Below are 22,044 nucleotides of genomic sequence, written 5' to 3'. Positions count from 1 at the left end.
GCGTCACTCAACACCCGACCGGGGACAATGTCCTCCGTGAGCCCCGACCTGCACCAGGACCTGATGGCCGGACCGCCGCCCACCCACCTCCCGGTGGACCCCGCCCAGGCGGAGATCGAGGCCGGCGACACCCCCATCGACGTCGTCCGCCGTCACCCCGAGTCACCCGCGGCCTGGGCTGCCTTGGCCGCCGCCGTCCACGACGACGCCGACGCGGTGACGGTCTACGCCTACGCCCGGGTCGGCTACCACCGCAGCCTGGACATGCTGCGCCGCAACGGCTGGAAGGGCCACGGCCCGGTGCCGTGGGAGCACGTGCCCAACCGCGGCTTCCTCAGCTGCCTGGGCCTGCTGGCCCTGGCCGCGAAGTCGATCGGCGAGACCGCGGAGTGGGAGCGCTGCCGCGACTTCCTGCGCGACTCCAGCCCGACCGGCTACGACGTGCTGTTCGCCGGCATCGACGCCGACTAGGACCGCAGCGGCTCAGCCCCGCGCCTCCGGGCGCACGTGCGGGAACAGGATCGTCTCGCGGATGCCGGTGCCGGTCAGCAGCATGACCAGCCGGTCGATGCCGAGGCCGGTGCCGCCCATCGGCGGGGCGCCGTACTCCAGCGCGCGCAGGAAGTCCTCGTCCAGCTGCATCGCCTCGGGGTCGCCGCCGGCGGCCAGCAGCGACTGCGCCTCGAGCCGCTCGCGCTGCACGACCGGGTCGACCAGCTCGGAGTAGCTCGGGGCCAGCTCGACGCCGCCGATGATGAGGTCCCAGGCCTCGACCAGGCCCGGCTCGGAGCGGTGCTCGCGGGCCAGCGGGCGCACCGAGGCGGGGTAGTCGCAGACGAAGGTCGGCTGGACCAGCGTCTCCTCGACCAGCTGCTCGAACAGCTCGAGGATGATCTCGCCGGCGCCCCAGCCGGGCTTGAGCGAGATGTCGCGGGCGTCGGCCACGGCGCGCAGCCGGGCGACGTTCTCCGGAGTCTCGTCGGTGCCGATCTCCTCGCCGGTCGCCTCGGCGACGGCCTCGGCGATCGGCAGCCAGCGCCACTCGCCGGAGAGGTCGACCTCGCGGCCGTGGTAGTCGGTGACGACCGGCCCGACCCCGACCGCCTCGGCGGCGTTGAGCACGATGGCGCGCGTGCGCTCGGCGGCGCTGAACTGGTCGCCGTACGCCTCGTAGAACTCCAGCATCGTGAACTCGGGGGAGTGGGTGGAGTCCGAGCCCTCGTTGCGGAAGATCCGCCCGATCTCGTAGACCCGGTCCACGCCGCCGACGACCGCGCGCTTGAGGTAGAGCTCGAGCGCGATGCGCAGGGTCACGTCGACGTCGAAGGCGTTCATGTGCGTGGTGAACGGCCGGGCCGCGGCGCCGCCGTGCACCAGCTGGAGCATCGGGGTCTCGACCTCGACGAAGTCGAAGGAGTCGAGCGTGGCGCGCACCGACTTGAGCACCGCGGCGCGGGTGCGGACCATGTCGCGCGCCTCCTGGCGCACGATGAGGTCGGCGTAGCGCTGGCGGACCCGCGACTCCTCGCTGAGGTCCTTGTGGAGCACCGGCAGCGGGCGGATGGCCTTGGACACCATCGACCACGACGTCGCCAGCACGGACAGCTCACCGCGCTTGGAGCTGATGACGCGGCCCTCGACGAAGACGTGGTCGCCCAGGTCGACGGTGCGCTTCCACTCCTCCAGCGCCTCCTCGCCGACCTCGGCCAGCGAGAGCATCACCTGCAGGCGGGTGCCGATGCCCTCCTGGAGGGTGGCGAAGCAGAGCTTGCCGGTGTTGCGGACGAAGATGACCCGCCCCGCGACCCCGACGACGTCCTGGGTCTCCTCGCCGGTCTCGAGGTGGCCCCACTGCTCGCGCACCTGCGCGAGGGTGTGGGTGCGGGGGACGGTGACCGGGTAGGGCTGCTTGCCCTCCGCCAGCAGCCGCGCGCGCTTCTCGCGCCGGACCTCCTCCTGGGAGAGCCGGTCGTCGGCGTGCTCGGGCGCGCTGGTCATGCAGGGCAGGCTAGTTGGCGCCGCCCCGCCGGGGCACATCGGTTCAGCCGGGCTGGGAGGCCGGCACGACCAGGGAGTACGCCGCGCGCTGCAGCCGCCAGGAGCGGTGCCGCTCGGGGCCGTAGATCTCGCCGTCGGCGCTGACCCAGAACTCCTCGCCCGAGACCGTCACGCTGGTGCCGCGCAGGTAGATCACGTCGTCGCGCTCGGGGTGGCGACCGACGACCAGCTTGGCGCCGTAGCCGAACCGGGCCAGCGGGCCGATCGCGTAGGAAACCATCACGTCGATCTTGCCGTCGCCCGGGTCGGCGTACGGCACGAGCTCGGTGCCGCCCCCGACCTTGGGGCCGTTGCCGACGGCCATCATCAGGATCGGGTGGTCGAGGTCGGTGACGACCTCGCCGTCGACCTCGACGCGCACCCGGATGAAGGGCGGCTTGACCCAGGCCGACAGCGCGCCGATCGGGTAGCCGAGCTTGCCGAGGTTGACCTTGCCCACGCCGACGGCGTGCAGGCGGGTCTTCCACTTGGCGCCGCGCTTGCTGGCCACCGCGCCGGCGCCGACGTGCACGTTGTTGACCACGATCTCGCCGACCTCGTCGACGAGGAGGTCCATCGGTCGGGGGTGGCCATCGCAGATGACCTGCGCGGCCTCCTCGATGTCGAGCGGGATCTCGTTGGCCCGGGCGAAGTCGTTGCCGGTGCCGAGCGGCAGCAGGCCCAGGACGGCGCCCTCGAGGTCGTGGCGCTTGTGCAGGGCCGCCACGACCGCGTGCATGCTGCCGTCGCCGCCCGCGACCACGATCCGGCGGCTGCCGGCGCGGTGCAGTGCGGAGTCGAGCTCGCCGGGGTCCGAGGTGGCCTGCACCTCCACCGAGCAGTGGGCGCGCAGCACCTTGAGCGCGGCGGCCAGGGACTCCTCGTCCGCTGTCCCGGCGTCGCTGTTGCTGATCACGAGGAGGGGATCCATCGTCGGTGACCCTATCCTCCTGTCACGTGCCAGCGATCGCGATCATCGGAGCCCAGTGGGGTGACGAGGGCAAGGGCAAGGCGACCGACGTCCTCGGGAGCCGCGTCGACTACGTGGTGAAGTTCAACGGCGGCAACAACGCCGGCCACACGGTGGTGATCGGCGACCAGAAGTACGCCCTGCACCTGCTGCCCAGCGGGATCCTCACCCCGGGGGTCGTCCCGGTCATCGGCAACGGCGTGGTCGTGGACCTCGCGGTGCTGTTCGAGGAGATCGAGGGCCTGGAGAAGCGCGGCGTCGACACCTCGCTGCTCAAGCTCTCGGCCAACGCCCACGTCATCGCCTCCTACAACCGGACGCTCGACAAGGTGACCGAGCGCTTCCTGGGCTCCCGGCGGCTCGGCACGACCGGGCGCGGCATCGGCCCGACGTACGCCGACAAGATGAACCGCATCGGCATCCGCGTCCAGGACCTCTTCGACGACACCATCCTGCGGGCCAAGGTCGAGGGCGTGCTCGACCTCAAGGGGCAGGTCCTCACCAAGATCTACAACCGCCGCGCGCCCGGCGTGGACGAGATCGTCGAGGAGCTCGCGGCGTACGCCGAGCGCGTGGCGCCGTACGTCTGCGACAGCGGGCTGCTGCTCAACCAGGCGCTGGACCGCGGCGAGACCGTGCTGCTCGAGGCCGGCCAGGCCACGCTGCTGGACGTCGACCACGGCACCTACCCGTTCGTGACCTCGTCCTCGGCCACTGCCGGCGGTGCGTGCACCGGCTCCGGCATCCCGCCGACCCGGCTGGATCGCGTCATCGGCATCGTCAAGGCCTACACCACCCGCGTCGGCGAGGGGCCGTTCCCGACCGAGCTGGACGACGAGTTCGGCGAGCACCTGCGCAAGACCGGTCAGGAGTACGGCACCACCACCGGCCGGCCCCGCCGCTGCGGCTGGTACGACACCGTCATCGCCCGCTACGCCGCCCGCGTCAACGGCGTCACCGACTTCACGCTGACCAAGCTCGACGTGCTCACCGGCCTCGAGCAGGTCCCGGTCTGCGTGGCCTACGACGTCGACGGCGTGCGCCACGACGAGATGCCGGTCAACCAGTCCGACTTCCACCACGCGGTGCCGATCTACGAGTACCTCCCCGGCTGGTGGGAGGACATCAGCGAGGCCCGCACGCTCGAGGACCTCCCGGCCAACGCCCGCGCCTACGTCACCCGCGTCGAGGAGCTCTCCGGCGCCCGCATCTCCGCCATCGGCGTCGGCCCCGAGCGCGACGCCACGATCGTCGTGCACGACCTCGTCTGATGCGCGTCCTCGTCGTCGGCACCGGTGGCCGCGAGCACGCGCTGGCCCTCGGGCTGGCCCGCGACCCGTCGGTCACCGAGGTCCACTCCGCCCCTGGCAACCCGGGCACGGCCGAGGTCGGCCCGGTCCACGCCGTCGACCCGCTGGACGGGCGCGCGGTGGCCGAGCTGGCCACCTCCCTCGGCGCCGGCCTGGTGGTCGTCGGCCCGGAGGCGCCGCTGGTCGCCGGCGTCGCCGACGAGGTCCGGGTCGCCGGGATCCCGGTCTTCGGGCCCTCCGGCCTCGCGGCCCGGCTCGAGGGCTCCAAGGCCTTCGCCAAGGACGTGATGACGGACGCCGGCGTACCGACCGCCCGGGCGCTGGTCTGCGCGAGCCCCGAGGAGGTCTCGGCCGCGCTGGACGACCTCGGCGCGCCGTACGTCGTGAAGGACGACGGCCTGGCCGCCGGCAAGGGCGTGGTGGTGACCGAGGACCGCGCGGCCGCGCTCGCACACGGCATCGCCTGCACCGCCGACGGCGGTCGTGTGGTGGTCGAGGAGTACCTCGACGGTCCCGAGGTCTCGCTGTTCGCGATCACCGACGGCACCACGGTCCTCCCCCTCCAGCCCGCGCAGGACTTCAAGCGCATCGGCGACGGCGACGAAGGCCCGAACACCGGCGGCATGGGCGCCTACACCCCGCTGCCCTGGGCGCCGGCCGGCCTGGTCGACGAGGTGCGCGCCACCGTCCTCCAGCCCACCATCGACGAGCTGGCCCGCCGCGGGACGCCGTTCTCCGGCCTGCTGTACGCCGGTCTCGCGCTCACCTCGGGCGGCGTGCGTGTGGTGGAGTTCAACGTCCGCTGGGGCGACCCCGAGACCCAGGCCCTGCTGGCCCTGCTCGAGTCCCCCCTGGCCGAGCTCCTGCTGGCCTCGGCCACCGGCACCCTCGCCGACGTCGCGCCGCCGCGCTTCGCCGCGGGCGCCGCCGTCGCCGTCGTGATGGCCTCGGGCGGCTACCCCGAGTCCTCGTCCTCCGGCGACGTCATCGCCGGTGTGGCCGACGCCGCCGCGCTCCCGGGCGTGACCGTCGTGCACGCCGGCACCGCCCTGCGCGACGGTGAGCTGGTCACCGCCGGCGGGCGCGTGCTCGCGGTCGTCGGCACCGGTCCCGACGTCGCGGCCGCCCGCGCCACGGCGTACTCCGGCGTCGAGCGGATCACCTTCGACGGCGCGCAGCACCGCACGGACATCGCGCTGACCGCCTCGTCGTGAGCGACGAGGTCGTCTCCGACAGCGGCGGGACGATGCGGCGGCTCAGCGGACCGCCGCGGCCGGTGGCGCCGGACCTCGCCGCCCTGCCGCCGCTGCCCTCGACCGACGGCCTGCGCCCGGCCGGCCCCGCGCCGCACCTCGAGGCGGGCGCCGTCGTCACGTGGCACTACCGGGGCTTCGTGGACGTGCTGCGGGTTGTCCGCGACGACGAGCGCGGACTGGTCGCCTGGCTCCCCGCCGGCTCCGAGCGCCTGGCGGCCACGCCGCGGGACGGCCGAGGGCTGCGTGAGCGCAGCCTGGCCGAGCGGGCGGCTCTGCTCGTCGCCGGCGACTACGACGTGACGGTCACGCAGTGGCGGGGTGACGGCGTCTTGCGCGTCGCGCCCACCGGTCGGCCGTGGTCGGTGTGGTTCTTCGGCGACGGCGAGTACGTCAACCTCGAGGTGCCGCACCAGCGACCCGTGGACGGCGCGGCCCGGACCCACAGCCGCGACCTCACCCTCGACCTGTGGGTCGCCGACGGGGAGACCTGGCTCAAGGACGAGGACGAGCTGGCGGCCGGGGTCGACGCCGGTTGGTACTCCCCGACCCAGGGCGCGCTGATCCGCGACCTCGCCGACCTCGCCCGCGCCGAGCTGGTCGCACCGACGGCCTGGCCGCTCGACGAAGGGTGGTCGGGGTGGCGCCCGCCGCCGGAGTGGGACGAGCCCCTGCGGCTGCCGGAGGCGCTGCGAGCCTAGGGCAGCGCGTGGGCGCGGGGTCGTCCGGCGGCCGGCTGGTCGCAGCCGCCCTGGCCGAGCCGTCTCAGCCCGGCCCAGTCACCGGCACCCCAGTCGGCCGGCTTGCGGGTGGCGGTGGGGTACATGACCTGCGTCCGCTCCCGCGCGTGCCCGAGCCCGAGCGCGTGGCCGAGCTCGTGCATGACCACCTGGCCGCGGGTGCCCTGGATGCCGTAGCGCGGGCCCTGGCCGAAGCCGTCCGCCATCCGCGCGAGCACGGCGCCGTTGAGCACGATCTTGCCGTCGAACAGCCGGCTGCCGTCCGTGGCCGCGCCGCCCTCGCCGGCCACACCGGGCCCGCCGAGCATGTCGGTCTGGCCGGGGACGAGGAAGGCGACCACGAGGTCGGTGCCGTCGGGGTTGGTGCCGCCGTGGGTCGGCTTGGCGGTGGTCGTCCCGAGGTAACGGAAGCGCAGGCCGGTCGCCTGGTGGGCCTTGCGGACCGCGGTGCGGACCAGCGGCTTCCACGCGCGCGGCGCCTTGCTGGGGTTCACGCGGTAGGTCAGCGCGCCGCAGCTCGGCCAGGCGACGGGGTCCTGGAACAGGAACGTGTGGTCGCCCGACCGGCCCGGGCGCTCGGAGTACGGCGCGGGGCGGGCGTCGGCGGGAGTCGCGAGCGCGAGGAGCGCGAGCACCACGGGGACCACGGGGACCACGGGGACCACGAGGAGCCGCACGGGACGCGCCATGGCCACGGAGGGTACCTAGAATCCTCTCGTGCCCGTCCCCAACGTCCTCGCGACGCGCTACGCCAGCGCGGAGCTGGCGCAGACCTGGTCGCCCGAGCACAAGATCGTCCTCGAGCGGCGGCTGTGGATCGCGGTGCTCAAGGCCCAGCGCGACCTCGGGGTCGAGGTTCCCGACGGCGCGGTGGAGGCCTACGAGGACGTCGTCGACAAGGTCGACCTCGACTCCATCGCGGCGCGGGAGCGGGTGACCCGCCACGACGTCAAGGCGCGCATCGAGGAGTTCAGCGCCCTGGCCGGCCACGAGCAGATCCACAAGGGCATGACCAGCCGCGACCTCACCGAGAACGTCGAGCAGCTGCAGGTCCGCCAGTCCCTCGCGCTGCTGCGCGACCGGGCGGTGGCGGCGTTGGCGCGACTGGGCCGGCTCGCCGCCGAGCACGAGGGCCTGGTCATGGCCGGTCGCAGCCACAACGTCGCGGCGCAGGCCACGACGCTCGGCAAGCGGTTCGCCACCGTGGCTGACGAGCTGCTGGTCGGGCTGCAGCGGGTCGAGGAGCTGCTGGCCCGCTACCCGCTGCGCGGCATCAAGGGGCCGATGGGCACCAGCCAGGACATGCTCGACCTGCTCGACGGCGACGCCGCGCGGCTGGAGGAGCTCGAGCGCCGGGTGGCGCACCACCTCGGCTTCGAGCAGGTCCTGACCAGCGTCGGCCAGGTCTACCCGCGCTCGCTGGACTTCGACGTGGTCTCCGCGCTGGTCCAGCTGGTCAGCGCGCCGTCCAACCTGGCCACCACGATCCGGCTGATGGCCGGCCAGGAGCTGGTCACCGAGGGCTTCGCCGAGGGCCAGGTCGGCTCGAGCGCGATGCCGCACAAGATGAACACCCGCTCCTGCGAGCGCGTCAACGGCCTCGCCGTCGTGCTCCGCGGACACCTGTCCATGGTCAGCGAGCTGGCCGGCGACCAGTGGAACGAGGGCGACGTCTCCGACTCGGTCGTGCGCCGGGTGGCGCTGCCGGACGCGTTCTTCGCCGCCGACGGGCTCTTCGAGACCTTTCTGACCGTGCTGGACGAGTTCGGCGCCTTCCCGGCCGTGGTGCAGCGCGAGCTGGACCGCTACCTGCCGTTCCTGGCCACCACCAAGGTGCTGATGGCCGCGGTCCGCAACGGCGTGGGCCGCGAGGCCGCGCACGAGGCGATCAAGGAGGCCGCCGTCGACACCGCCCTCGAGCTGCGCCGCGGCCAGGCCGAGAACGACGTCTTCGACCGCCTCGCCGCCGACCCGCGCCTCGGGCTGACGGCCGACCAGCTGGCCACGCTCGTGGCCGAGCCGATCACCTTCACCGGTGCCGCGGTGGCCCAGACCCAGGAGGTCGTGCGCCGCATCGCGGAGGTCACCGCCCGCCACCCCGAGGCCGCGGCGTACGCCCCCGGCGCGATCCTCTAGTCCGCGACCGGCCGGCCCCAGGTCACCAGCGCGGCGACCTCGGGCGGGGCCAGGGTGCCGAGCTCGGCGTCGGGCTGGGCGCCGAGCGCGGCGTTCACCGTCGAGAACGCCGCGCGCAGGGCCACGAAGACCGTGGCCCGGGCGACCTCCTCGTCGCTGAACCCGGCGTCGCGGAGCTCCTGGACGTCGGCGGCCGTGGTGCGGTCGGCCGAGCCGGCGACCCGGCGCGCCCAGGTGGCCAGGGCGGCCTCGCGTGGCGAGAGGTCGGCGTCGGTGCCGGACAGCACGCCGCTCGCGGCGTCTCCGGAGCCGGACTCGGCCAGCTTCCAGCCCCAGGCCAGGGAGCAGTAGGAGTCGCCGATGGTCGACGCCGCGCCGGTGATGAGGATGCCGCGCTCGCGGAAGGAGAACGCCGAGCCGACCTCGGCCAGCAGCTCGAAGAGCCGCGTGTGTGCTCCGGGCACGTGCGCCCACACGTGGGAGAGGTTCATGACGAACCCGTAGGCGTCCAGGTCGGCGTCGTACCGCGCCTGCACCGCGGGGGACGGTGCCGGCTCGTTCAGGAAGCTCATGCCCCCTGATCCTGGACCCGCAGGGCCCGCACCGCCATCACCAGCGCCAGGCTCAGCAGGACCAGCCCCGTGCCGAGGGCCAGCCGGAGCCCCACGACGGGCGTGGAGCCGAGCCCGTACGCCGTGACGAGCAGCGCCGCGCCGATGGAGGAGCCGATGCGCTGGCCGGTCTGCAGCGCGCCTCCCGCGGCACCACCCATCCGCGGAGGCACGTCGGCCAGGGTGAGCGTGATGTTGGGCGAGATGACCGCTCCGCCGCCGAGCCCGGCCAGCAGCAGGGTCGGGACCGCCCAGGCCCAGAGCGGGTCCCGGCCCGGCGCCAGCAGCAGGAACAGCAGGGTGCCGGTCATGACCACGACCAGCGCCCCGACGGTGAGCCGGCGGCCGACGTCGGACACGTAGCGCCCGGCCAGGGGCGCGCTGACCGCCGAGCCGACGGCGAAGGGGATGATGAGCAGCCCGGCCTCGAGCGGCGAGTAGTGCAGCGCCTCCTGGAGGTAGACGGAGATGACCAGGATGAGACCGGTGTAGCCGGTGAAGTACAACGTCCCCACGGTGAGCCCGTTGACGTAGCCGGGCAGCCCCCGCAGCAGCTCGACGTCGAGCAGCGGTGGCCGTTCGTGGCGCCGCAGGTGCAGCTCCCAGCGGGCGAAGGCGAAGGCCAGGACCGGCACCAGGACGAGCAGGAGCAGCGGGAGCCGGGCGCCGCTCTCGACGCTGACCACGGGGTAGAGGAGCGCGAGCACGGTCAGCCCGAGCAGCACGGCGCCGACCACGTCGATCCGCGCGCCGTGCTCGACCCGGTCCGGGGGGCGCCGGGGCACCAGCGTGGCGACGGCGACCAGGGCGGCGGCGCCGATGGGCACGTTGATGAGGAACAACCAGCGCCAGCCGTCCGCCTCCCCGGCGGCCGCGATGATGAGACCCCCGAGCACCGGCCCGATGGCCGCCGCGGTGGACACGGTGAAGCCGAACATCCCGAACGCCCGGGCCCGCTCAGGGCCGCGGAACAGCTGCTGGATGAGCCCCGAGCTCTGCGGCGTCAGCAAGCCGGCCGTCGCGCCCTGCAGGAGGCGGGCGGCGATGACCAGCCCGACGCTGGGCGCGAGGCCGACGGCCGCCGAGGACAGCACGAAGCCGGTGAGGCCGATGAGCATCATCCGGCGCCGGCCGTAGGCGTCCCCGAGCCGGCCGCCGGCCACCAGCGTCAGCCCGAAGGCCAGGGCGTAGCCGGACACGACCCACTGGATCGTGGCCGAGGACGTGTGCAGCCCTTCGCGCATCGAGGGGATCGCCACGTTGACGATCGACACGTCGAGCAGCGACATGAAGCCGACCGTCAGGGTCACGCCGAGGATGCGCCACCGGCGCGGGTCCGGCGCTTCCGCACGGTCGTCGTGCTCCCGCTCCGGGGGTACGTCGACCGCGTGCTCGCTCACCACTCGCTCACCCGCACCCGGTGCCCACTCGACGCGTAGGTTGGCACCCATGAGCAACGCCTTCCGCGCCGACGGCACCGACGGGGGCGGACGGGCCGAGATGGTCGACTGGGACCTCGCCGTGCGCATCGGCAGCCGCATCGCCGGCGAGGGGCCGAGCGTGCCCCGCGACGAGGCGCGGCGCGTGGTCGCCGAGCTCCGCGCCGGCGCGGACCGCTCGACCGGGCTGGTCCGGGACTACACCGGGCTGGTCGCGCAGGACCACACCGCGCCGGTGCTCGTGGTCGACCGCGCCGGGTGGGTGCAGGCCAACGCCGACGCCTTCGCGACCCTGCTCGCCCCGATCGTGGACAAGCTCACCGAGAAGAAGCCGCCGACCGGCCTGACCGCGGCCGTCGGCTCGCGCATCACCGGTGCCGAGGTCGGCAGCGTGCTGGGCTTCCTGGCCTCCAAGGTGCTCGGCCAGTTCGACCCGTTCTCCCCGCCCGACGGCCGGCTGCTGCTCATCGCCCCCAACATCGTCCACGTCGAGCAGGAGCTCGAGGTCGACCCGCACGACTTCCGGCTCTGGGTCTGCCTGCACGAGGAGACCCACCGGGTGCAGTTCACCGCCGTGCCGTGGATGCGCCAGCACATGTTCGACCAGATCAGCGCGTTCGCCGACACCATGGAGCCGGCCGGCTTCCTCGAGGACGGCCTGACCCGCATCGTCGAGGGCATCAAGAACGTCCGTTCCGGCGGCGGGCAGACCGGCAGCATCCTCGACGTGGTCGGCACCCCCGAGCAGAAGCAGCTGCTCGACGGCCTCACGGGCGTGATGTCGCTGCTCGAGGGCCACGCCGACGTGGTGATGGACGGTGTCGGGCCGACCGTGATCCCGTCGGTCGACCGGATCCGCGCCCGCTTCAACGAGCGCCGCAAGGGCGTCGGCGTGCTGGACAAGCTGCTGCGCCGGCTGCTCGGCCTGGACGCCAAGATGGCGCAGTACCGCGACGGCGCGAAGTTCGTCCGCGGCGTCGTCGACAAGGCCGGGATGTCGGGCTTCAACGTCGTCTGGGAGTCGCCCGAGCACCTCCCCACGCGCGCGGAGATAGGCGACCCCGACGCCTGGATGGCCCGCGTCCTGCGCACGTGAGCCTGCACCCGTCGGTGGCCGCGGTCCGGGTCGCCGTGCGCCGGACGCTGGCCGACCTCGCGCCGGCCGGGTCCGGGACCACCGTGCTCGTGGCCTGCTCCGGCGGCGCCGACTCGCTGGCGCTGCTGGCGGCCACGGTCTTCGAGGCGCCCAGGCTCGGCTTCCGGGTCGTCGGTGCCACCGTCGACCACGGCCTCCAGGAGGGCTCGGGCGAGCACGCCGCCCACGTCGTCGAGCAGATGGCCGGCCTCGGCGCCGACGAGACCGCGTCCGCGCGCGTGCACGTCGAGGCCGACTCCGGTCGCGGACCCGAGGCGGCCGCGCGCGAGGCCCGCTACGCCGTGCTGGAGCAGATGGCCGAGCACTTCGGCGCCGCCGCCGTCCTCCTCGGCCACACCCTCGACGACCAGGCCGAGACCGTCCTGCTCGGGCTGGCCCGCGGCTCGGGCGGCCGCTCGCTGGCCGGCATGCGGCGCGCCTTCGACCGCTACCGGCGCCCGCTGCTCGACGTGACCCGCACCGACACCGTCACCGCCTGCCAGGTCGAGGGCATCGAGTACTGGAACGACCCGCACAACCTCGACCCCGCCTACGCCCGGGTCCGCGTGCGTCGCAAGGTCCTGCCCGTGCTCGAGGACGAGCTCGGCCCCGGCGTCGCCGCCGCCCTGGCCCGCACCGCCGACCAGCTCCGCGCCGACAGCGAGCTGCTGGACGAGCTCGCCGCGGCGGCGTACGCCGAGGTGGCCGGCGCCGAGCCCGACCTCCCGGTCGCCGAGCTCACCGCGCTGGCGCCGGCCCTGCGGACCCGGGTGCTCCGGTCGGCCGCCCTGGACGCCGGCGCGACCGGCGCCGAGCTGTTCCACGTCCACGTCGTCGCCCTGGACCGGCTGGTCGCCTCGCGCGTCGGCGGCCAGGAGGCCCAGCTGCCCGGTCACGTGACGGCCTACCTCACCTCCGGCGGCCCCGACGGCCGCCTGCGGTTCCGGCGCACCGCTGTGCAAGGCTGACCCCCGTGGACGCAGCCGACGTCGAGTCCGATCTGGTCGAGGTCCTCTTCACCGAGGCGCAGATCCAGGAGCGGCTGGCCGGCCTGGCCCAGCAGATCGAGGGCGACTACCCCGTCACCGACGGCGAGCCCGACCTGCTCATCGTCGGCATCCTGCGCGGTGCGGTCATGGTCATGGCCGACATGGCGCGGGCCTTCTCGCGCCACATCGAGATGGACTGGATGGCGGTCTCCTCCTACGGCTCGGGCACCAAGTCGTCCGGCGTCGTGCGCATCCTCAAGGACCTCGACACCGACATCTCCGGGCGTCACGTGGTCATCGTCGACGAGATCATCGACACCGGCCTGACCCTGTCGTGGCTGACGTCCAACCTCAGCTCCCGCAACCCCGCCAGCGTCGAGATCTGCACGCTGCTGCGCAAGCCGGAGGCGCTGACCATGCCCGTCGACGTGAAGTACGTCGGCTGGGACATCCCGAACGAATTCGTGGTCGGCTACGGCCTGGACTACCGCGAGCGCTACCGCAACCTGCGCGACATCGGGACCCTCGCGCCCCACGTGTACTCCTGAAAGCGCGCTGAGGATCCTTCCTCTGACAGCGAACGAGCGCCGTTCGGCTCGCCGGATCTGGGGCCACCTGAGAGACTGGACGTTGCCGCTGGTCTGTACCGTCGGCTCTCCTTCCCGCCCTGTCACTGAGAGAAGTCCGTGAAGCGCATCTTCAAGGGTCCCTTGATCTGGATCATCGTCGCGGTGGTCGGCGTGCTGATCGCCATGCAGTTCCTGATCAGCTCCGGCGGCGGCGACGAGATCAGCGCGTCGCAGATGAGCGAGTACATCGCCAACGGCGAGGTCAAGGACATCACCTTCGTCGACGGCGACCAGGTCATCAAGGCGACCCTCGACGACAGCGTGGACCGCGAGGGCGGCAAGGAGGTCACGACCAAGTACCTCACCGGCACCCAGGCCGAGCTCTTCCGCGCGGCGCAGCGCCAGGCCAAGGCCGGCGAGATCGACAAGGTCAGCGTCGAGGTGTCGCGCCCGGGCATCCTCAGCTCGTTCATCTTCAGCTTCCTGCCGATCATCCTGCTCGTGGTGCTGTTCCTGTGGCTGATGAACTCCATGCAGGGCGGCGGCGGCCGCGGCGTGATGCAGTTCGCCAAGTCCAAGGCCAAGCTGATCTCCAAGGACATGCCGAAGACGACGTTCGCCGACGTCGCCGGCTGCGACGAGGCCATCGAGGAGCTCGGCGAGATCAAGGAGTTCCTCCAGGAGCCGGCCAAGTTCCAGGCCGTGGGGGCCAAGATCCCCAAGGGCGTGCTGCTGTACGGCGCGCCGGGCACCGGCAAGACCCTGCTGGCCCGCGCGGTCGCCGGTGAGGCCGGGGTGCCGTTCTACTCGATCTCGGGCTCGGACTTCGTCGAGATGTTCGTCGGCGTCGGCGCCTCGCGGGTGCGCGACCTGTTCGAGCAGGCGAAGGAGAACGCGCCGGCCATCGTCTTCATCGACGAGATCGACGCCGTCGGTCGCCACCGCGGCACCGGCATGGGCGGCGGTCACGACGAGCGCGAGCAGACCCTCAACCAGCTGCTGGTCGAGATGGACGGCTTCGACGTGCGCGGCGGCGTCATCCTCATCGCCGCGACCAACCGTCCCGACGTGCTCGACCCCGCGCTGCTGCGCCCGGGCCGCTTCGACCGCCAGATCCAGGTCGACGCTCCCGACCTGGCCGGCCGCGAGCAGATCCTCAAGGTCCACTCCCGCGGCAAGCCGCTGGCCGCGGACGTCAACCTGACCGCGGTCGCGCGCCGTACGCCGGGCTTCAGCGGCGCCGACCTGGCCAACGTGCTCAACGAGGCCGCGCTGCTCACCGCCCGCACCAACCAGAAGATGATCACGATGGAGACCCTCGACGAGGCCATCGACCGCGTGATCGCCGGACCGCAGCGGCGCACCCGCCTGATGAGCGAGAAGGAGAAGCTCATCACCGCCTACCACGAGGGCGGCCACGCCCTCGTCGCGGCGGCGCTCCCGGGCAACGACCCGGTGCACAAGGTGACGATCCTGCCGCGCGGGCGCGCGCTGGGCTACACGATGGTGCTGCCCGACAGCGACAAGTACTCCCAGCCGCGCTCGCAGATGCTCGACCAGCTGGCCTACATGCTGGGCGGCCGGGCCGCGGAGGAGCTGATCTTCCACGACCCGACGACCGGCGCCGGCAACGACATCGAGAAGGCCACGTCGGTGGCCCGCGCGATGGTCACCCAGTTCGGCATGACCGAGCGCCTGGGCGCGATCAAGCTCGGCAGCTCCAACTCCGAGCCGTTCCTGGGCCGCGACCTCGGCCACTCGCGCGACTACTCCGAGGAGGTGGCCGGGATCGTCGACGAGGAGACCAAGAAGCTCCTCGCCACCGCCCACCAGGAGGCCTTCGACATCCTCGAGGAGAACCGCGACGTCCTCGACTCGCTGGTCCTGGAGCTGCTCGACAAGGAGACGCTCGACAAGGAGCAGATCGCCCGGGTCTTCGAGCCGCTGCGCCGCCGCCCCGAGCGCCCGGCCTGGACGGGCTCGCCCGATCGCCGGCCCTCCACCATCCCGGCCGTCGAGATCCCCGAGGAGGTCCGCGCCCGCGCGGCCGCCGGCCTCAACGGCTACGGCCTCAACGGCCACGGCACCAACGGCACCGGCCCCGAGGAGGGCGGCGTCGTCGTGACCCCGCCCGGGGCCGGCGGCGACGTGCACGGCGGCCCGCCGCTGCCCGGCGGCGACCAGCCCACCCCGCCCTCGCCCGGCTCCGGCGGTGTGGGTCCGACGTGACCCGGGACGACCTGCGGTCGCCCGACGAGGTGCCGCCGTTCGACCACGCGCGCGCCGAGGCCGCCGTCCGCGAGCTGCTCTTCGCCATCGGTGAGGACCCCGACCGCGAGGGCCTGAAGAGCACCCCGGCCCGCGTCGCCCGCGCGTACGCCGAGCTCACCGCCGGCCTGCACCAGAGCCCCGAGGACGTCCTGACCACCGTCTTCGACCTCGGTCACGACGAGATGGTCCTGGTCCGCGACATCGAGCTGTGGTCGATGTGCGAGCACCACCTGGTGCCGTTCACCGGCGTCGCGCACGTCGGCTACATCCCGGCCGAGACCGGCAAGATCACCGGCCTGTCCAAGCTGGCCCGGCTGGTCGACGTCTACGCCAAGCGGCCCCAGGTCCAGGAGCGGCTCACGACCCAGGTCGCCGACGCCCTCATGGAGATCCTCGAGGCCCGGGGCGTCATCGTGGTCGTCGAGGCCGAGCACCTCTGCATGACCATGCGCGGGGTCAAGAAGGCCGGCGCGCGCACGATCACCTCGGCGGTGCGCGGCTCCTTCCGCTCCAACGCCACCACCCGCGCCGAGGCCATGGCGTTCATCAACCGGCCCGCCGCGCACTGACTCCTCGAGGGTCCTTCCCGTCCGTCCAAGACGATCGGGGTCCCGGGCGGCCATGATGGGGGCCATGAGCACGCTCTACGAGGCCATCGGCGGCGACGACGGGGCGCTGAGGCTCGCGCACGCCTGGCACGAGCGGGTGCTGGCGGACCCGGTGGTCAGCCACGCCTTCGAGCACGGCTACCGGGCCGACCACACCGAGCGGCTCGCGGCGTACTGGGCCGAGGCGCTGGGCGGCCCGCCGACGTTCAGCGAGACGATGGGCAGCGAGTCCGAGGTCGTGCGCCTGCACAGCGGCAACGGCGAGCACGACGAGATGGACCGGCGAGCGGTGCAGGCCTTCGCGGACTCCCTGGCCGACACCGGGGTGCCCGAGGAGCACCGCGAGCGGCTCGTGACGTGGTTCCGCGAGGCCAACCAGCACGTCAACCACCACTACGCCGCACCGGACGACGTGCCGGACGGGCTCGACGTCCCCGTCGTTCAGAACGAGTAGCCGAGCTCGCGGATCGGGTCGGCGAACAGCTCGGCCACCCGGTCGCGGGAGGCCTGGTCGTAGTAGGAGCGGTACGACGGCCGGGTGCGCTCGGCGACCCGGGGGAGCTCGGGCGTGCCGGGCAGGTCGAGGTGACGCCACACGTCGGCCAGGTCGGCGGCCAGGGACTCGTAGCGCAGCACCCGGTCCACGGCGACCCGGCCACGCAGGCGGTAGGCGCGGTGGTTGCGCGCGGCGAAGGCGACGACCGCGTCGGAGGCGACGTACTCGGCGAAGTCCTCGGGCTCGGTGTCGCGGTAGCGGCGGTGGTAGAGCGCCACGACCGCGTCCCACGGGTTGCGGTCCACGGCGAAGCAGAAGCGCCGCTCCAGCTCGTCCGGGCCGAGCATCCGGTGCACCGCGCTCAGCGGCATGTGCAGGGCGGCGCGGCGCCCGAGGTGGGGCGGGTCGAGGAAGTGCTGGGGTCCGCGGCCGCCCGCGGCGCGACGGAGCACCTCGTCGCGCTCGGGCAGCGGGGTGATGACGTCGTCGGGGCCGCAGACGCGAGACAGGGCGATCTCCACCGCGGGGGCGGCGGTCATCCGGGTCGCCACGAACACGAAGCCGCGCTCGTGGGAGCTGATCACGCCCCGAACCGTAAGGTGCGGAGCGATGGCAGAGCACACCGTGGTCCTCGTGACCGGCTCGATGCGCAGCGGCACCAGCTCCGTGGCGGGCAGCCTCAAGCTGCTCGGCTGGCACGTGCCGCAGCCCGAGGTCCCCGCCTCCGAGCGCAACGCCAAGGGCCACTTCGAGCCGCGCTGGGTCATCGAGTTCCACAAGCGCCTGATGCGGGGCGCGCTGGTCCGGCCCAGCGACGGCAGCCCGCGGGCGCTCGAGCGCGTCCAGCAGCACGCCGCGCAGCACGACCTCGAGGGTGAGCTCGCCGCCTGGCTGACCGAGCAGGCCGAGCCCCGGATCGTGGTCAAGGACCCGCACGCCGCCTGGCTGTTGCCGACCTGGCGGGCCGCCGCGGAGCGCACCGGCCGCGACCTGCGGATCCTGACCGCGCTGCGCCACCCCGCCGAGGTGGTCGGCTCCCAGGACCGGACGTGGGGCGAGGGCCGGCGCACCGAGGCCGAGCGCAAGGTCAAGGAGACCTCCAACACCGCCGCCTGGCTCAACGTCGCCCTGGTCACCGAGGCCGGCAGCCGGGGCACGCGGCGGGCCTTCCTGCGCTACCACGACCTGCTCGACGACTGGCGCGCGGCGCTGACGCACGTGAGCGACCAGCTCGGGCTGGACCTGCCGGTCGCCGAGGAGCGCGGTCTGGACGAGTTCCTGGACCCGGGCATGCGCCGCTCCCAGCTGACCTGGGCCGACCTCGACGTGCCCGACTGGCTGCGCGAGCAGGCCGAGGACACCTGGCAGCAGCTCGGGGCCCTGGTCGACGATCCGACCGCCAGCACGGCGCTGGACGCCACCCGCGCGGCGTACGACGCGCGCTACGCCGAGGCCGTCGCGGTCAGCCTGGACGAGGCCCGGCACCGCGAGCGCCGCGGCACCGCGACGGGCGCGGCCAAGATCCGGGGCCGCCTCCGCGAGGAGCGCGCCCGGCGCCGGCGCGCCGAGGCCCTGCTCTCAGAGCCGGAGGAGCCTCAGAGCACGAAGCGGCTGCTCGGCCAGATCGTGCGCAGGTCGCGGTCGGGGAAGCGCGCGGCCACCGACTCGTAGGTCGCCCGGAAGTGCTCGGCCACCGCGCGCACGGTGGCCTCGGGCAGCGCGGCGGTGCGCGGGGAGACGTTGAACGACGCGTCCAGGTCGGGGGCGTGGGGCTCGATCCCGAGCAGCGCGCTCAGCCGGCCCAGCTCGGGCCCGGACCGCGCCGGGTCGAACAGCTCCTCGTAGAACCCGACGTAGGCCTCGGCGAAGGACGCGTCCAGGGCGGTCAGGGTGTGCTCGTAGCGCGTGCGGTCGGCGTAGGAGGCGTCGGCGAAGCGCTGCGCGACCAGCTCCTCGGCGGGCTCGGGGTTCTGCGCCGGTCGGCGCCGCTTCTGCATCCGCACCTGCGACCAGATCCGCTCCACCGGGTCGCGGAGAAGGAACGCGGCCACCGCACGCACCCCGCGCCGCTCGAACTCCGCGCGCACCGTGGCCAGCCGCTGCGCGGACAGCAGGGCGTAGGCCGGGGTGATGTCCATCGTGAGCCGGGTCCGCGGGTCGCGGGCGAACAGCGCGGTGAAGTGGTCGTAGTAGAGCTGCTCGTCGGCCACCATCGCCGTCTGGAGCAGGAACGTCGGGTCGGTCGGGCGCCCCTCGGCCACCACGTCCAGCGACGCCCGCGCCCGGTCCACGACCCGGCCGAGCATGAAGCGCTCCTGCTCGAGGTCGAGGCTGTCGAAGACGTGGTACTCCTTGCGGACCCCGGGATCGCACTGCGGCGAGGCGGCCAGGTGGTCGTGGAGCCAGGTCGTCCCCGCCTTCATGGCGCCCACGCCGAGCAGGAAGGTCCGTTCCACAGGGCCGACCGTAGTCGTTAGGGTCCGGTGGGTGATCGTCTCCCACCCGGCGCGCGTGCTGTTCGTGCACGTGCAGAAGACCGGTGGGAGCAGCGTCCAGTCGGTGCTGCTGGAGCGGCTGCCCGGTGCGGAGAAGCTGGCCGGCCTGCCCGGCGCCAAGCACGCGCACCTGACCGACGCCCTCGCCCACGACCCGGGCCTCGCGACGTACTGGACCTTCGGCTTCGTCCGCAACCCGTGGGCCCGGCTGTGGTCGTGGTGGTCGATGATCAGCCGCCGCGAGGACCAGCGCGCCGGGGGCAACGCGTGGGCCGACCGGCGCATCGCCAACAACGCGTTCTGGCGCGGGACGCTGGAGCTGGAGACGTTCGAGCGGTTCGTCCTCGAGGGTCCGGACCGGTTCGCGCGCCTGCGCACGCCCCAGCGCGACTACCTGCGGGCGGGGGAGCGCGAGGCCGACTTCACCGGCCGCACCGAGAGCTTCGGCGCCGACTTCCGCACGGCGTGCGAGCACCTCGGCATCGAGGCGCCGCCGGAGGAGCCCCGCCGCAACGCGGACCCGGGCGCGGCGCAGCGCCCGCCCTACCGCGAGCAGTACACCCCCGCCATGCGCGACCGGGTGGCCGAGCTGTTCGCCGCCGACCTCGACGCCTACGGGTACGACTTCTGATGGCCCTCCCGCTGGTGATGGGCGTGGTCAACGTCACCCCCGACTCCTTCAGCGACGGCGGCCAGCACGCCGACGAGGCCTCGGCGATCGCCCACGGTCGGCGCCTGCTGGCCGAGGGCGCCGACATCCTCGACGTGGGCGGTGAGTCGACCCGGCCGGGGGCGACCCGGCCGCTGGTCGAGGAGGAGCTCGGACGGGTGGTGCCGGTCATCAGCGCGCTGGCCGGGGACGGGGCCGTGGTCTCGGTCGACACCATGCGCCACGAGGTCGCCGCGGCGGCGCTGGCGGCGGGGGCGACGATCGTCAACGACGTCTCCGGCGGGCTGGCCGACCCCGGGATCCTGCGCGTCGCGGCCGACGCCGGCGCGACGTACGTCGCCATGCACTGGCGCGCGCACGCCGACCACATGGCCGACTTCGCGACGTACGACGGTCCGGGCGGCGTGGTGGCGGCCGTGCGCGACGAGCTGGCCCAGCGGGTCGAGGCCGCGCTGGCCGCGGGGATCGCCCCGGAGCGGCTGGTGCTGGACCCCGGGCTGGGCTTCGCCAAGCGCGGCCGGCACAACTGGGAGCTGCTGGCCGACCTGGGGCCGCTGCAGGCGTTGGGCCACCCGCTGCTGGTGGGGGCCAGCCGCAAGTCCTTCCTCGGGCGGCTCCTGGCCGACGCCGACGGCACCCCGCGGGCCGTCGACGAGCGCGAGGACGCCACCACCGCGCTGAGCGTCGTCCTGGCCCAGGCGGGCGTCTGGGGCGTCCGCGTCCACCACGTACGCTCCACCCGCGACGCGCTGCGGGTCCTGGCGGCGCTGGAGACGGCTCGGGAAGGGCGCGCGGATGGTTGACGAGCTGGCCCTGACCGGGCTGGAGTGCTGGGGTCACCACGGCGTCTTCGAGCACGAGCGGCGCGACGGCCAGAAGTTCGTCGTCGACCTCGTCCTGGGCGTCGACACCCGTCCCGCGGCCGCCTCCGACGACTTGTCAGCGACCGTGGACTACGGAAGTCTCGCCATGTCGGTGAAAGCCGCCGTCGAGACCGATCCGGTCGACCTGATCGAGACGCTGGCCCAGCGGATCGCGGACGTCTGCCTCTTGGACTCCCGTGTTGAATGGGTGCGCGTCACGGTCCACAAACCGGATGCACCCATCACCGCGACGTTCTGGGACGTCGCGCTGACCATCGCCCGCAGCAGGGGCGAGGAAGGCAGCCCGTGACCGAGACGCCGAACCCGAACATCATCGACGCCGACACCCTCACGGGGGAGATGCGGCCGATCCGGCGGGCGGTCCTGGCACTCGGCTCCAACCTGGGCGAGCGGATCGACTACCTCCAGGGCGCCGTGCGCGCGCTGGCCGACACCCCCGACGTGTGGGTCACCGGCGTCTCGCCGGTCTACGAGACCGACCCGGTGGACGCGCCGGAGGGCTCCGAGCAGTACCTCAACGCGATCGTGCTGGCCGACACCACGCTGGCCGCCAACCGGCTGCTGGACCGCGCCCTGGCCATCGAGGACGCCTTCGACCGCGAGCGCAGCGAGGTCAAGAACGCCCCGCGCACCCTCGACGTCGACCTGATCGTGGTGGGCGACCGCCGCGCCGACGACGAGCACCTGCGGCTGCCGCACCCGCGCGCCACCGAGCGCGCCTTCGTGCTGCGGCCCTGGCTCGACCTGGACCCGCAGGCGGAGTTCCCCGACCGCGGTCCCGTGGCCGACCTGCTGGCCGCCGTCGGCGAGGACGGCATCAAGCGCCGCGACGACCTCGTCCTCGAGCTCGAGTAGTGACCCGGGACGTCGATCCCCACCTCGGGCCCGGCCCCGACGACGACCAGGACGAGCCGGATCCGCAGGGGCGGCTCCAGCCGACGTCGTACGCCGTGGTCACGGCCTGGGCGCTCGGCGGGCTCGTGCTCGGCTGGCTGTGGAAGCGCATTGCCGAGAGCGTCAACGGCACCGCCCCCGTCGTGTCCTGGGCCCAGCCGGCCGCGCTGTGGCTGGTCGCCGCCGTGCTGCTCATGACCTGGTGGCAGACCTACCGCGCCGTCCAGGTGCGCCGCGAGCGCCTCGAGCCGCACCGCGCCGTCAACAGGCTGGTCCTGGCCCGGGCCGGGGCACTGGTCGGAGCCCTGGTGGCCGGCGGGTACGCCGGCTACGCCGTGGCCTGGATCGGCGACCCGGCCGAGCTGGCCGGGCAGCGCATCCTGCGCTCGGTCGTCGCGGTGCTGGCCGGCGTCGGCATGGTCGTCGGCGCGCTGCTGCTCGAGCGGGCCTGCCGCGTGCGGTCCGACCGCGACCAGCGCTGAGCCCGCGCGGGCCGCAGCCTGAGCCTGGGCGGCCCCCGCGTGCGTGTCGCGCCGG

The 22,044-nt window shown here is 73.6% G+C and carries 24 protein-coding genes; 17 read left to right on the top strand and 7 right to left on the bottom strand.

Annotation, left to right across the window (positions count from 1 at the left end; genetic code table 11):
- Window positions 1-27: 27 nt before the first annotated feature.
- Window positions 28-471, top strand: coding sequence for a DUF3151 domain-containing protein (locus G5V58_RS20445; RefSeq protein WP_165236765.1), 444 nt, complete (start codon window positions 28-30; stop codon window positions 469-471).
- Window positions 472-483: 12 nt separating this feature from the next.
- Here the strand turns inward: G5V58_RS20445 and lysS are convergent, their stop codons facing one another.
- Window positions 484-1,998: a lysine--tRNA ligase gene (gene lysS / locus G5V58_RS20440; RefSeq protein ID WP_165236763.1), complete on the bottom strand. Its 1,515-nt coding sequence runs from the start codon at window positions 1,996-1,998 to the stop codon at window positions 484-486.
- A gap of 43 nt (window positions 1,999-2,041) precedes the next feature.
- Window positions 2,042-2,968, bottom strand: a complete 927-nt coding sequence (locus G5V58_RS20435) for a diacylglycerol/lipid kinase family protein (RefSeq protein WP_230486797.1) — start codon at window positions 2,966-2,968, stop codon at window positions 2,042-2,044.
- A 26-nt stretch (window positions 2,969-2,994) separates the two neighbouring features.
- Between G5V58_RS20435 and G5V58_RS20430 the strand changes: the two genes are divergently transcribed.
- The 3 genes from G5V58_RS20430 to G5V58_RS20420 are packed head-to-tail and all read left to right on the top strand — an operon-like array spanning window position 2,995 to window position 6,271.
- Complete coding sequence (locus tag G5V58_RS20430) at window positions 2,995-4,278, top strand: adenylosuccinate synthase (RefSeq protein ID WP_165236761.1); 1,284 nt, start codon at window positions 2,995-2,997, stop codon at window positions 4,276-4,278.
- Entirely contained in the window at window positions 4,278-5,531 is a 1,254-nt protein-coding gene (purD, locus tag G5V58_RS20425; RefSeq protein WP_165236759.1) for a phosphoribosylamine--glycine ligase, read from the top strand. The genes G5V58_RS20430 and purD overlap by 1 nt, the downstream gene beginning before the upstream one ends.
- Window positions 5,528-6,271 carry a DUF402 domain-containing protein gene (locus G5V58_RS20420; RefSeq protein ID WP_165236757.1) on the top strand — a complete coding sequence of 248 codons (744 nt, stop codon included), beginning with the start codon at window positions 5,528-5,530 and terminating at the stop codon, window positions 6,269-6,271. Before purD ends, G5V58_RS20420 begins: the two co-directional genes overlap by 4 nt.
- On the opposite strand, the gene G5V58_RS20415 is transcribed toward G5V58_RS20420, so the two are convergent.
- On the bottom strand, window positions 6,268-6,999 hold the full coding sequence (locus G5V58_RS20415; RefSeq protein WP_165236755.1) for a matrixin family metalloprotease: 732 nt from the start codon (window positions 6,997-6,999) through the stop codon (window positions 6,268-6,270). The genes G5V58_RS20420 and G5V58_RS20415 overlap by 4 nt on opposite strands.
- 28 nt (window positions 7,000-7,027) lie before the next feature.
- On the opposite strand from G5V58_RS20415, the gene purB reads away from it, so the two are divergent.
- On the top strand, window positions 7,028-8,446 hold the full coding sequence (gene purB, locus G5V58_RS20410) for an adenylosuccinate lyase (protein WP_165236753.1): 1,419 nt from the start codon (window positions 7,028-7,030) through the stop codon (window positions 8,444-8,446).
- On the opposite strand, the gene G5V58_RS20405 is transcribed toward purB, so the two are convergent.
- A complete protein-coding gene (locus tag G5V58_RS20405; protein ID WP_165236751.1) occupies window positions 8,443-9,018 on the bottom strand; it encodes a carboxymuconolactone decarboxylase family protein in 576 nt (191 codons plus the stop codon). The genes purB and G5V58_RS20405 overlap by 4 nt on opposite strands.
- The gene (locus tag G5V58_RS20400) at window positions 9,015-10,457 is read right to left on the bottom strand and encodes an MFS transporter (protein WP_230486796.1); all 1,443 of its coding nucleotides are present in this window, start codon (window positions 10,455-10,457) and stop codon (window positions 9,015-9,017) included. Before G5V58_RS20400 ends, G5V58_RS20405 begins: the two co-directional genes overlap by 4 nt.
- 49 nt (window positions 10,458-10,506) lie before the next feature.
- On the opposite strand from G5V58_RS20400, the gene G5V58_RS20395 reads away from it, so the two are divergent.
- The 6 genes from G5V58_RS20395 to G5V58_RS20370 all read left to right on the top strand — a co-directional run bounded on the left by G5V58_RS20395 (window position 10,507) and on the right by G5V58_RS20370 (window position 16,522).
- Window positions 10,507-11,592, top strand: coding sequence for a zinc-dependent metalloprotease (locus G5V58_RS20395; RefSeq protein WP_230486795.1), 1,086 nt, complete (start codon window positions 10,507-10,509; stop codon window positions 11,590-11,592).
- Entirely contained in the window at window positions 11,589-12,599 is a 1,011-nt protein-coding gene (gene tilS, locus G5V58_RS20390) for a tRNA lysidine(34) synthetase TilS (RefSeq protein ID WP_165236747.1), read from the top strand. Before G5V58_RS20395 ends, tilS begins: the two co-directional genes overlap by 4 nt.
- 5 nt (window positions 12,600-12,604) lie before the next feature.
- Window positions 12,605-13,168, top strand: a complete 564-nt coding sequence (hpt, locus tag G5V58_RS20385; protein ID WP_165236745.1) for a hypoxanthine phosphoribosyltransferase — start codon at window positions 12,605-12,607, stop codon at window positions 13,166-13,168.
- A gap of 138 nt (window positions 13,169-13,306) precedes the next feature.
- Window positions 13,307-15,418 carry an ATP-dependent zinc metalloprotease FtsH gene (gene ftsH, locus G5V58_RS20380; protein WP_165236743.1) on the top strand — a complete coding sequence of 704 codons (2,112 nt, stop codon included), beginning with the start codon at window positions 13,307-13,309 and terminating at the stop codon, window positions 15,416-15,418.
- Between the two features lie 29 nt (window positions 15,419-15,447).
- Window positions 15,448-16,029 carry a GTP cyclohydrolase I FolE gene (gene folE / locus G5V58_RS20375; protein ID WP_268991278.1) on the top strand — a complete coding sequence of 194 codons (582 nt, stop codon included), beginning with the start codon at window positions 15,448-15,450 and terminating at the stop codon, window positions 16,027-16,029.
- A 64-nt stretch (window positions 16,030-16,093) separates the two neighbouring features.
- Entirely contained in the window at window positions 16,094-16,522 is a 429-nt protein-coding gene (locus G5V58_RS20370; protein WP_165236739.1) for a globin domain-containing protein, read from the top strand.
- Here G5V58_RS20370 and G5V58_RS20365 read toward each other — a convergent pair.
- The gene (locus G5V58_RS20365; RefSeq protein ID WP_165236737.1) at window positions 16,510-17,148 is read right to left on the bottom strand and encodes a hypothetical protein; all 639 of its coding nucleotides are present in this window, start codon (window positions 17,146-17,148) and stop codon (window positions 16,510-16,512) included. The two genes, G5V58_RS20370 and G5V58_RS20365, sit on opposite strands and share 13 nt — an antisense overlap.
- A 25-nt stretch (window positions 17,149-17,173) precedes the next feature.
- Between G5V58_RS20365 and G5V58_RS20360 the strand changes: the two genes are divergently transcribed.
- Window positions 17,174-18,235 carry a sulfotransferase family protein gene (locus G5V58_RS20360; protein ID WP_165236735.1) on the top strand — a complete coding sequence of 354 codons (1,062 nt, stop codon included), beginning with the start codon at window positions 17,174-17,176 and terminating at the stop codon, window positions 18,233-18,235.
- On the opposite strand, the gene G5V58_RS20355 is transcribed toward G5V58_RS20360, so the two are convergent.
- Window positions 18,160-19,020 carry a sulfotransferase gene (locus G5V58_RS20355; RefSeq protein WP_165236733.1) on the bottom strand — a complete coding sequence of 287 codons (861 nt, stop codon included), beginning with the start codon at window positions 19,018-19,020 and terminating at the stop codon, window positions 18,160-18,162. The two genes, G5V58_RS20360 and G5V58_RS20355, sit on opposite strands and share 76 nt — an antisense overlap.
- A gap of 31 nt (window positions 19,021-19,051) precedes the next feature.
- On the opposite strand from G5V58_RS20355, the gene G5V58_RS20350 reads away from it, so the two are divergent.
- The 5 genes from G5V58_RS20350 to G5V58_RS20330 are packed head-to-tail and all read left to right on the top strand — an operon-like array spanning window position 19,052 to window position 21,989.
- The gene (locus tag G5V58_RS20350) at window positions 19,052-19,690 is read left to right on the top strand and encodes a sulfotransferase family 2 domain-containing protein (RefSeq protein WP_165236731.1); all 639 of its coding nucleotides are present in this window, start codon (window positions 19,052-19,054) and stop codon (window positions 19,688-19,690) included.
- Complete coding sequence (gene folP, locus G5V58_RS20345) at window positions 19,690-20,532, top strand: dihydropteroate synthase (RefSeq protein WP_230486794.1); 843 nt, start codon at window positions 19,690-19,692, stop codon at window positions 20,530-20,532. Before G5V58_RS20350 ends, folP begins: the two co-directional genes overlap by 1 nt.
- Window positions 20,525-20,902 (top strand): dihydroneopterin aldolase, encoded by a 378-nt coding sequence (gene folB, locus G5V58_RS20340; RefSeq protein ID WP_165236729.1) that lies wholly within the window; start codon window positions 20,525-20,527, stop codon window positions 20,900-20,902. The genes folP and folB overlap by 8 nt, the downstream gene beginning before the upstream one ends.
- On the top strand, window positions 20,899-21,468 hold the full coding sequence (gene folK, locus G5V58_RS20335) for a 2-amino-4-hydroxy-6-hydroxymethyldihydropteridine diphosphokinase (RefSeq protein WP_165236727.1): 570 nt from the start codon (window positions 20,899-20,901) through the stop codon (window positions 21,466-21,468). The genes folB and folK overlap by 4 nt, the downstream gene beginning before the upstream one ends.
- Entirely contained in the window at window positions 21,468-21,989 is a 522-nt protein-coding gene (locus G5V58_RS20330) for a DUF3180 domain-containing protein (RefSeq protein WP_165236725.1), read from the top strand. The genes folK and G5V58_RS20330 overlap by 1 nt, the downstream gene beginning before the upstream one ends.
- Window positions 21,990-22,044: the final 55 nt, after the last annotated feature.

The sequence above is a fragment of the Nocardioides anomalus genome, from assembly GCF_011046535.1.
In the GTDB taxonomy this organism is placed as follows: Bacteria; Actinomycetota; Actinomycetes; order Propionibacteriales; family Nocardioidaceae; genus Nocardioides; species Nocardioides anomalus.
Note: the sequence above shows the minus strand (reverse complement) of the source record. Positions and strands in the feature narration are given on the sequence as shown.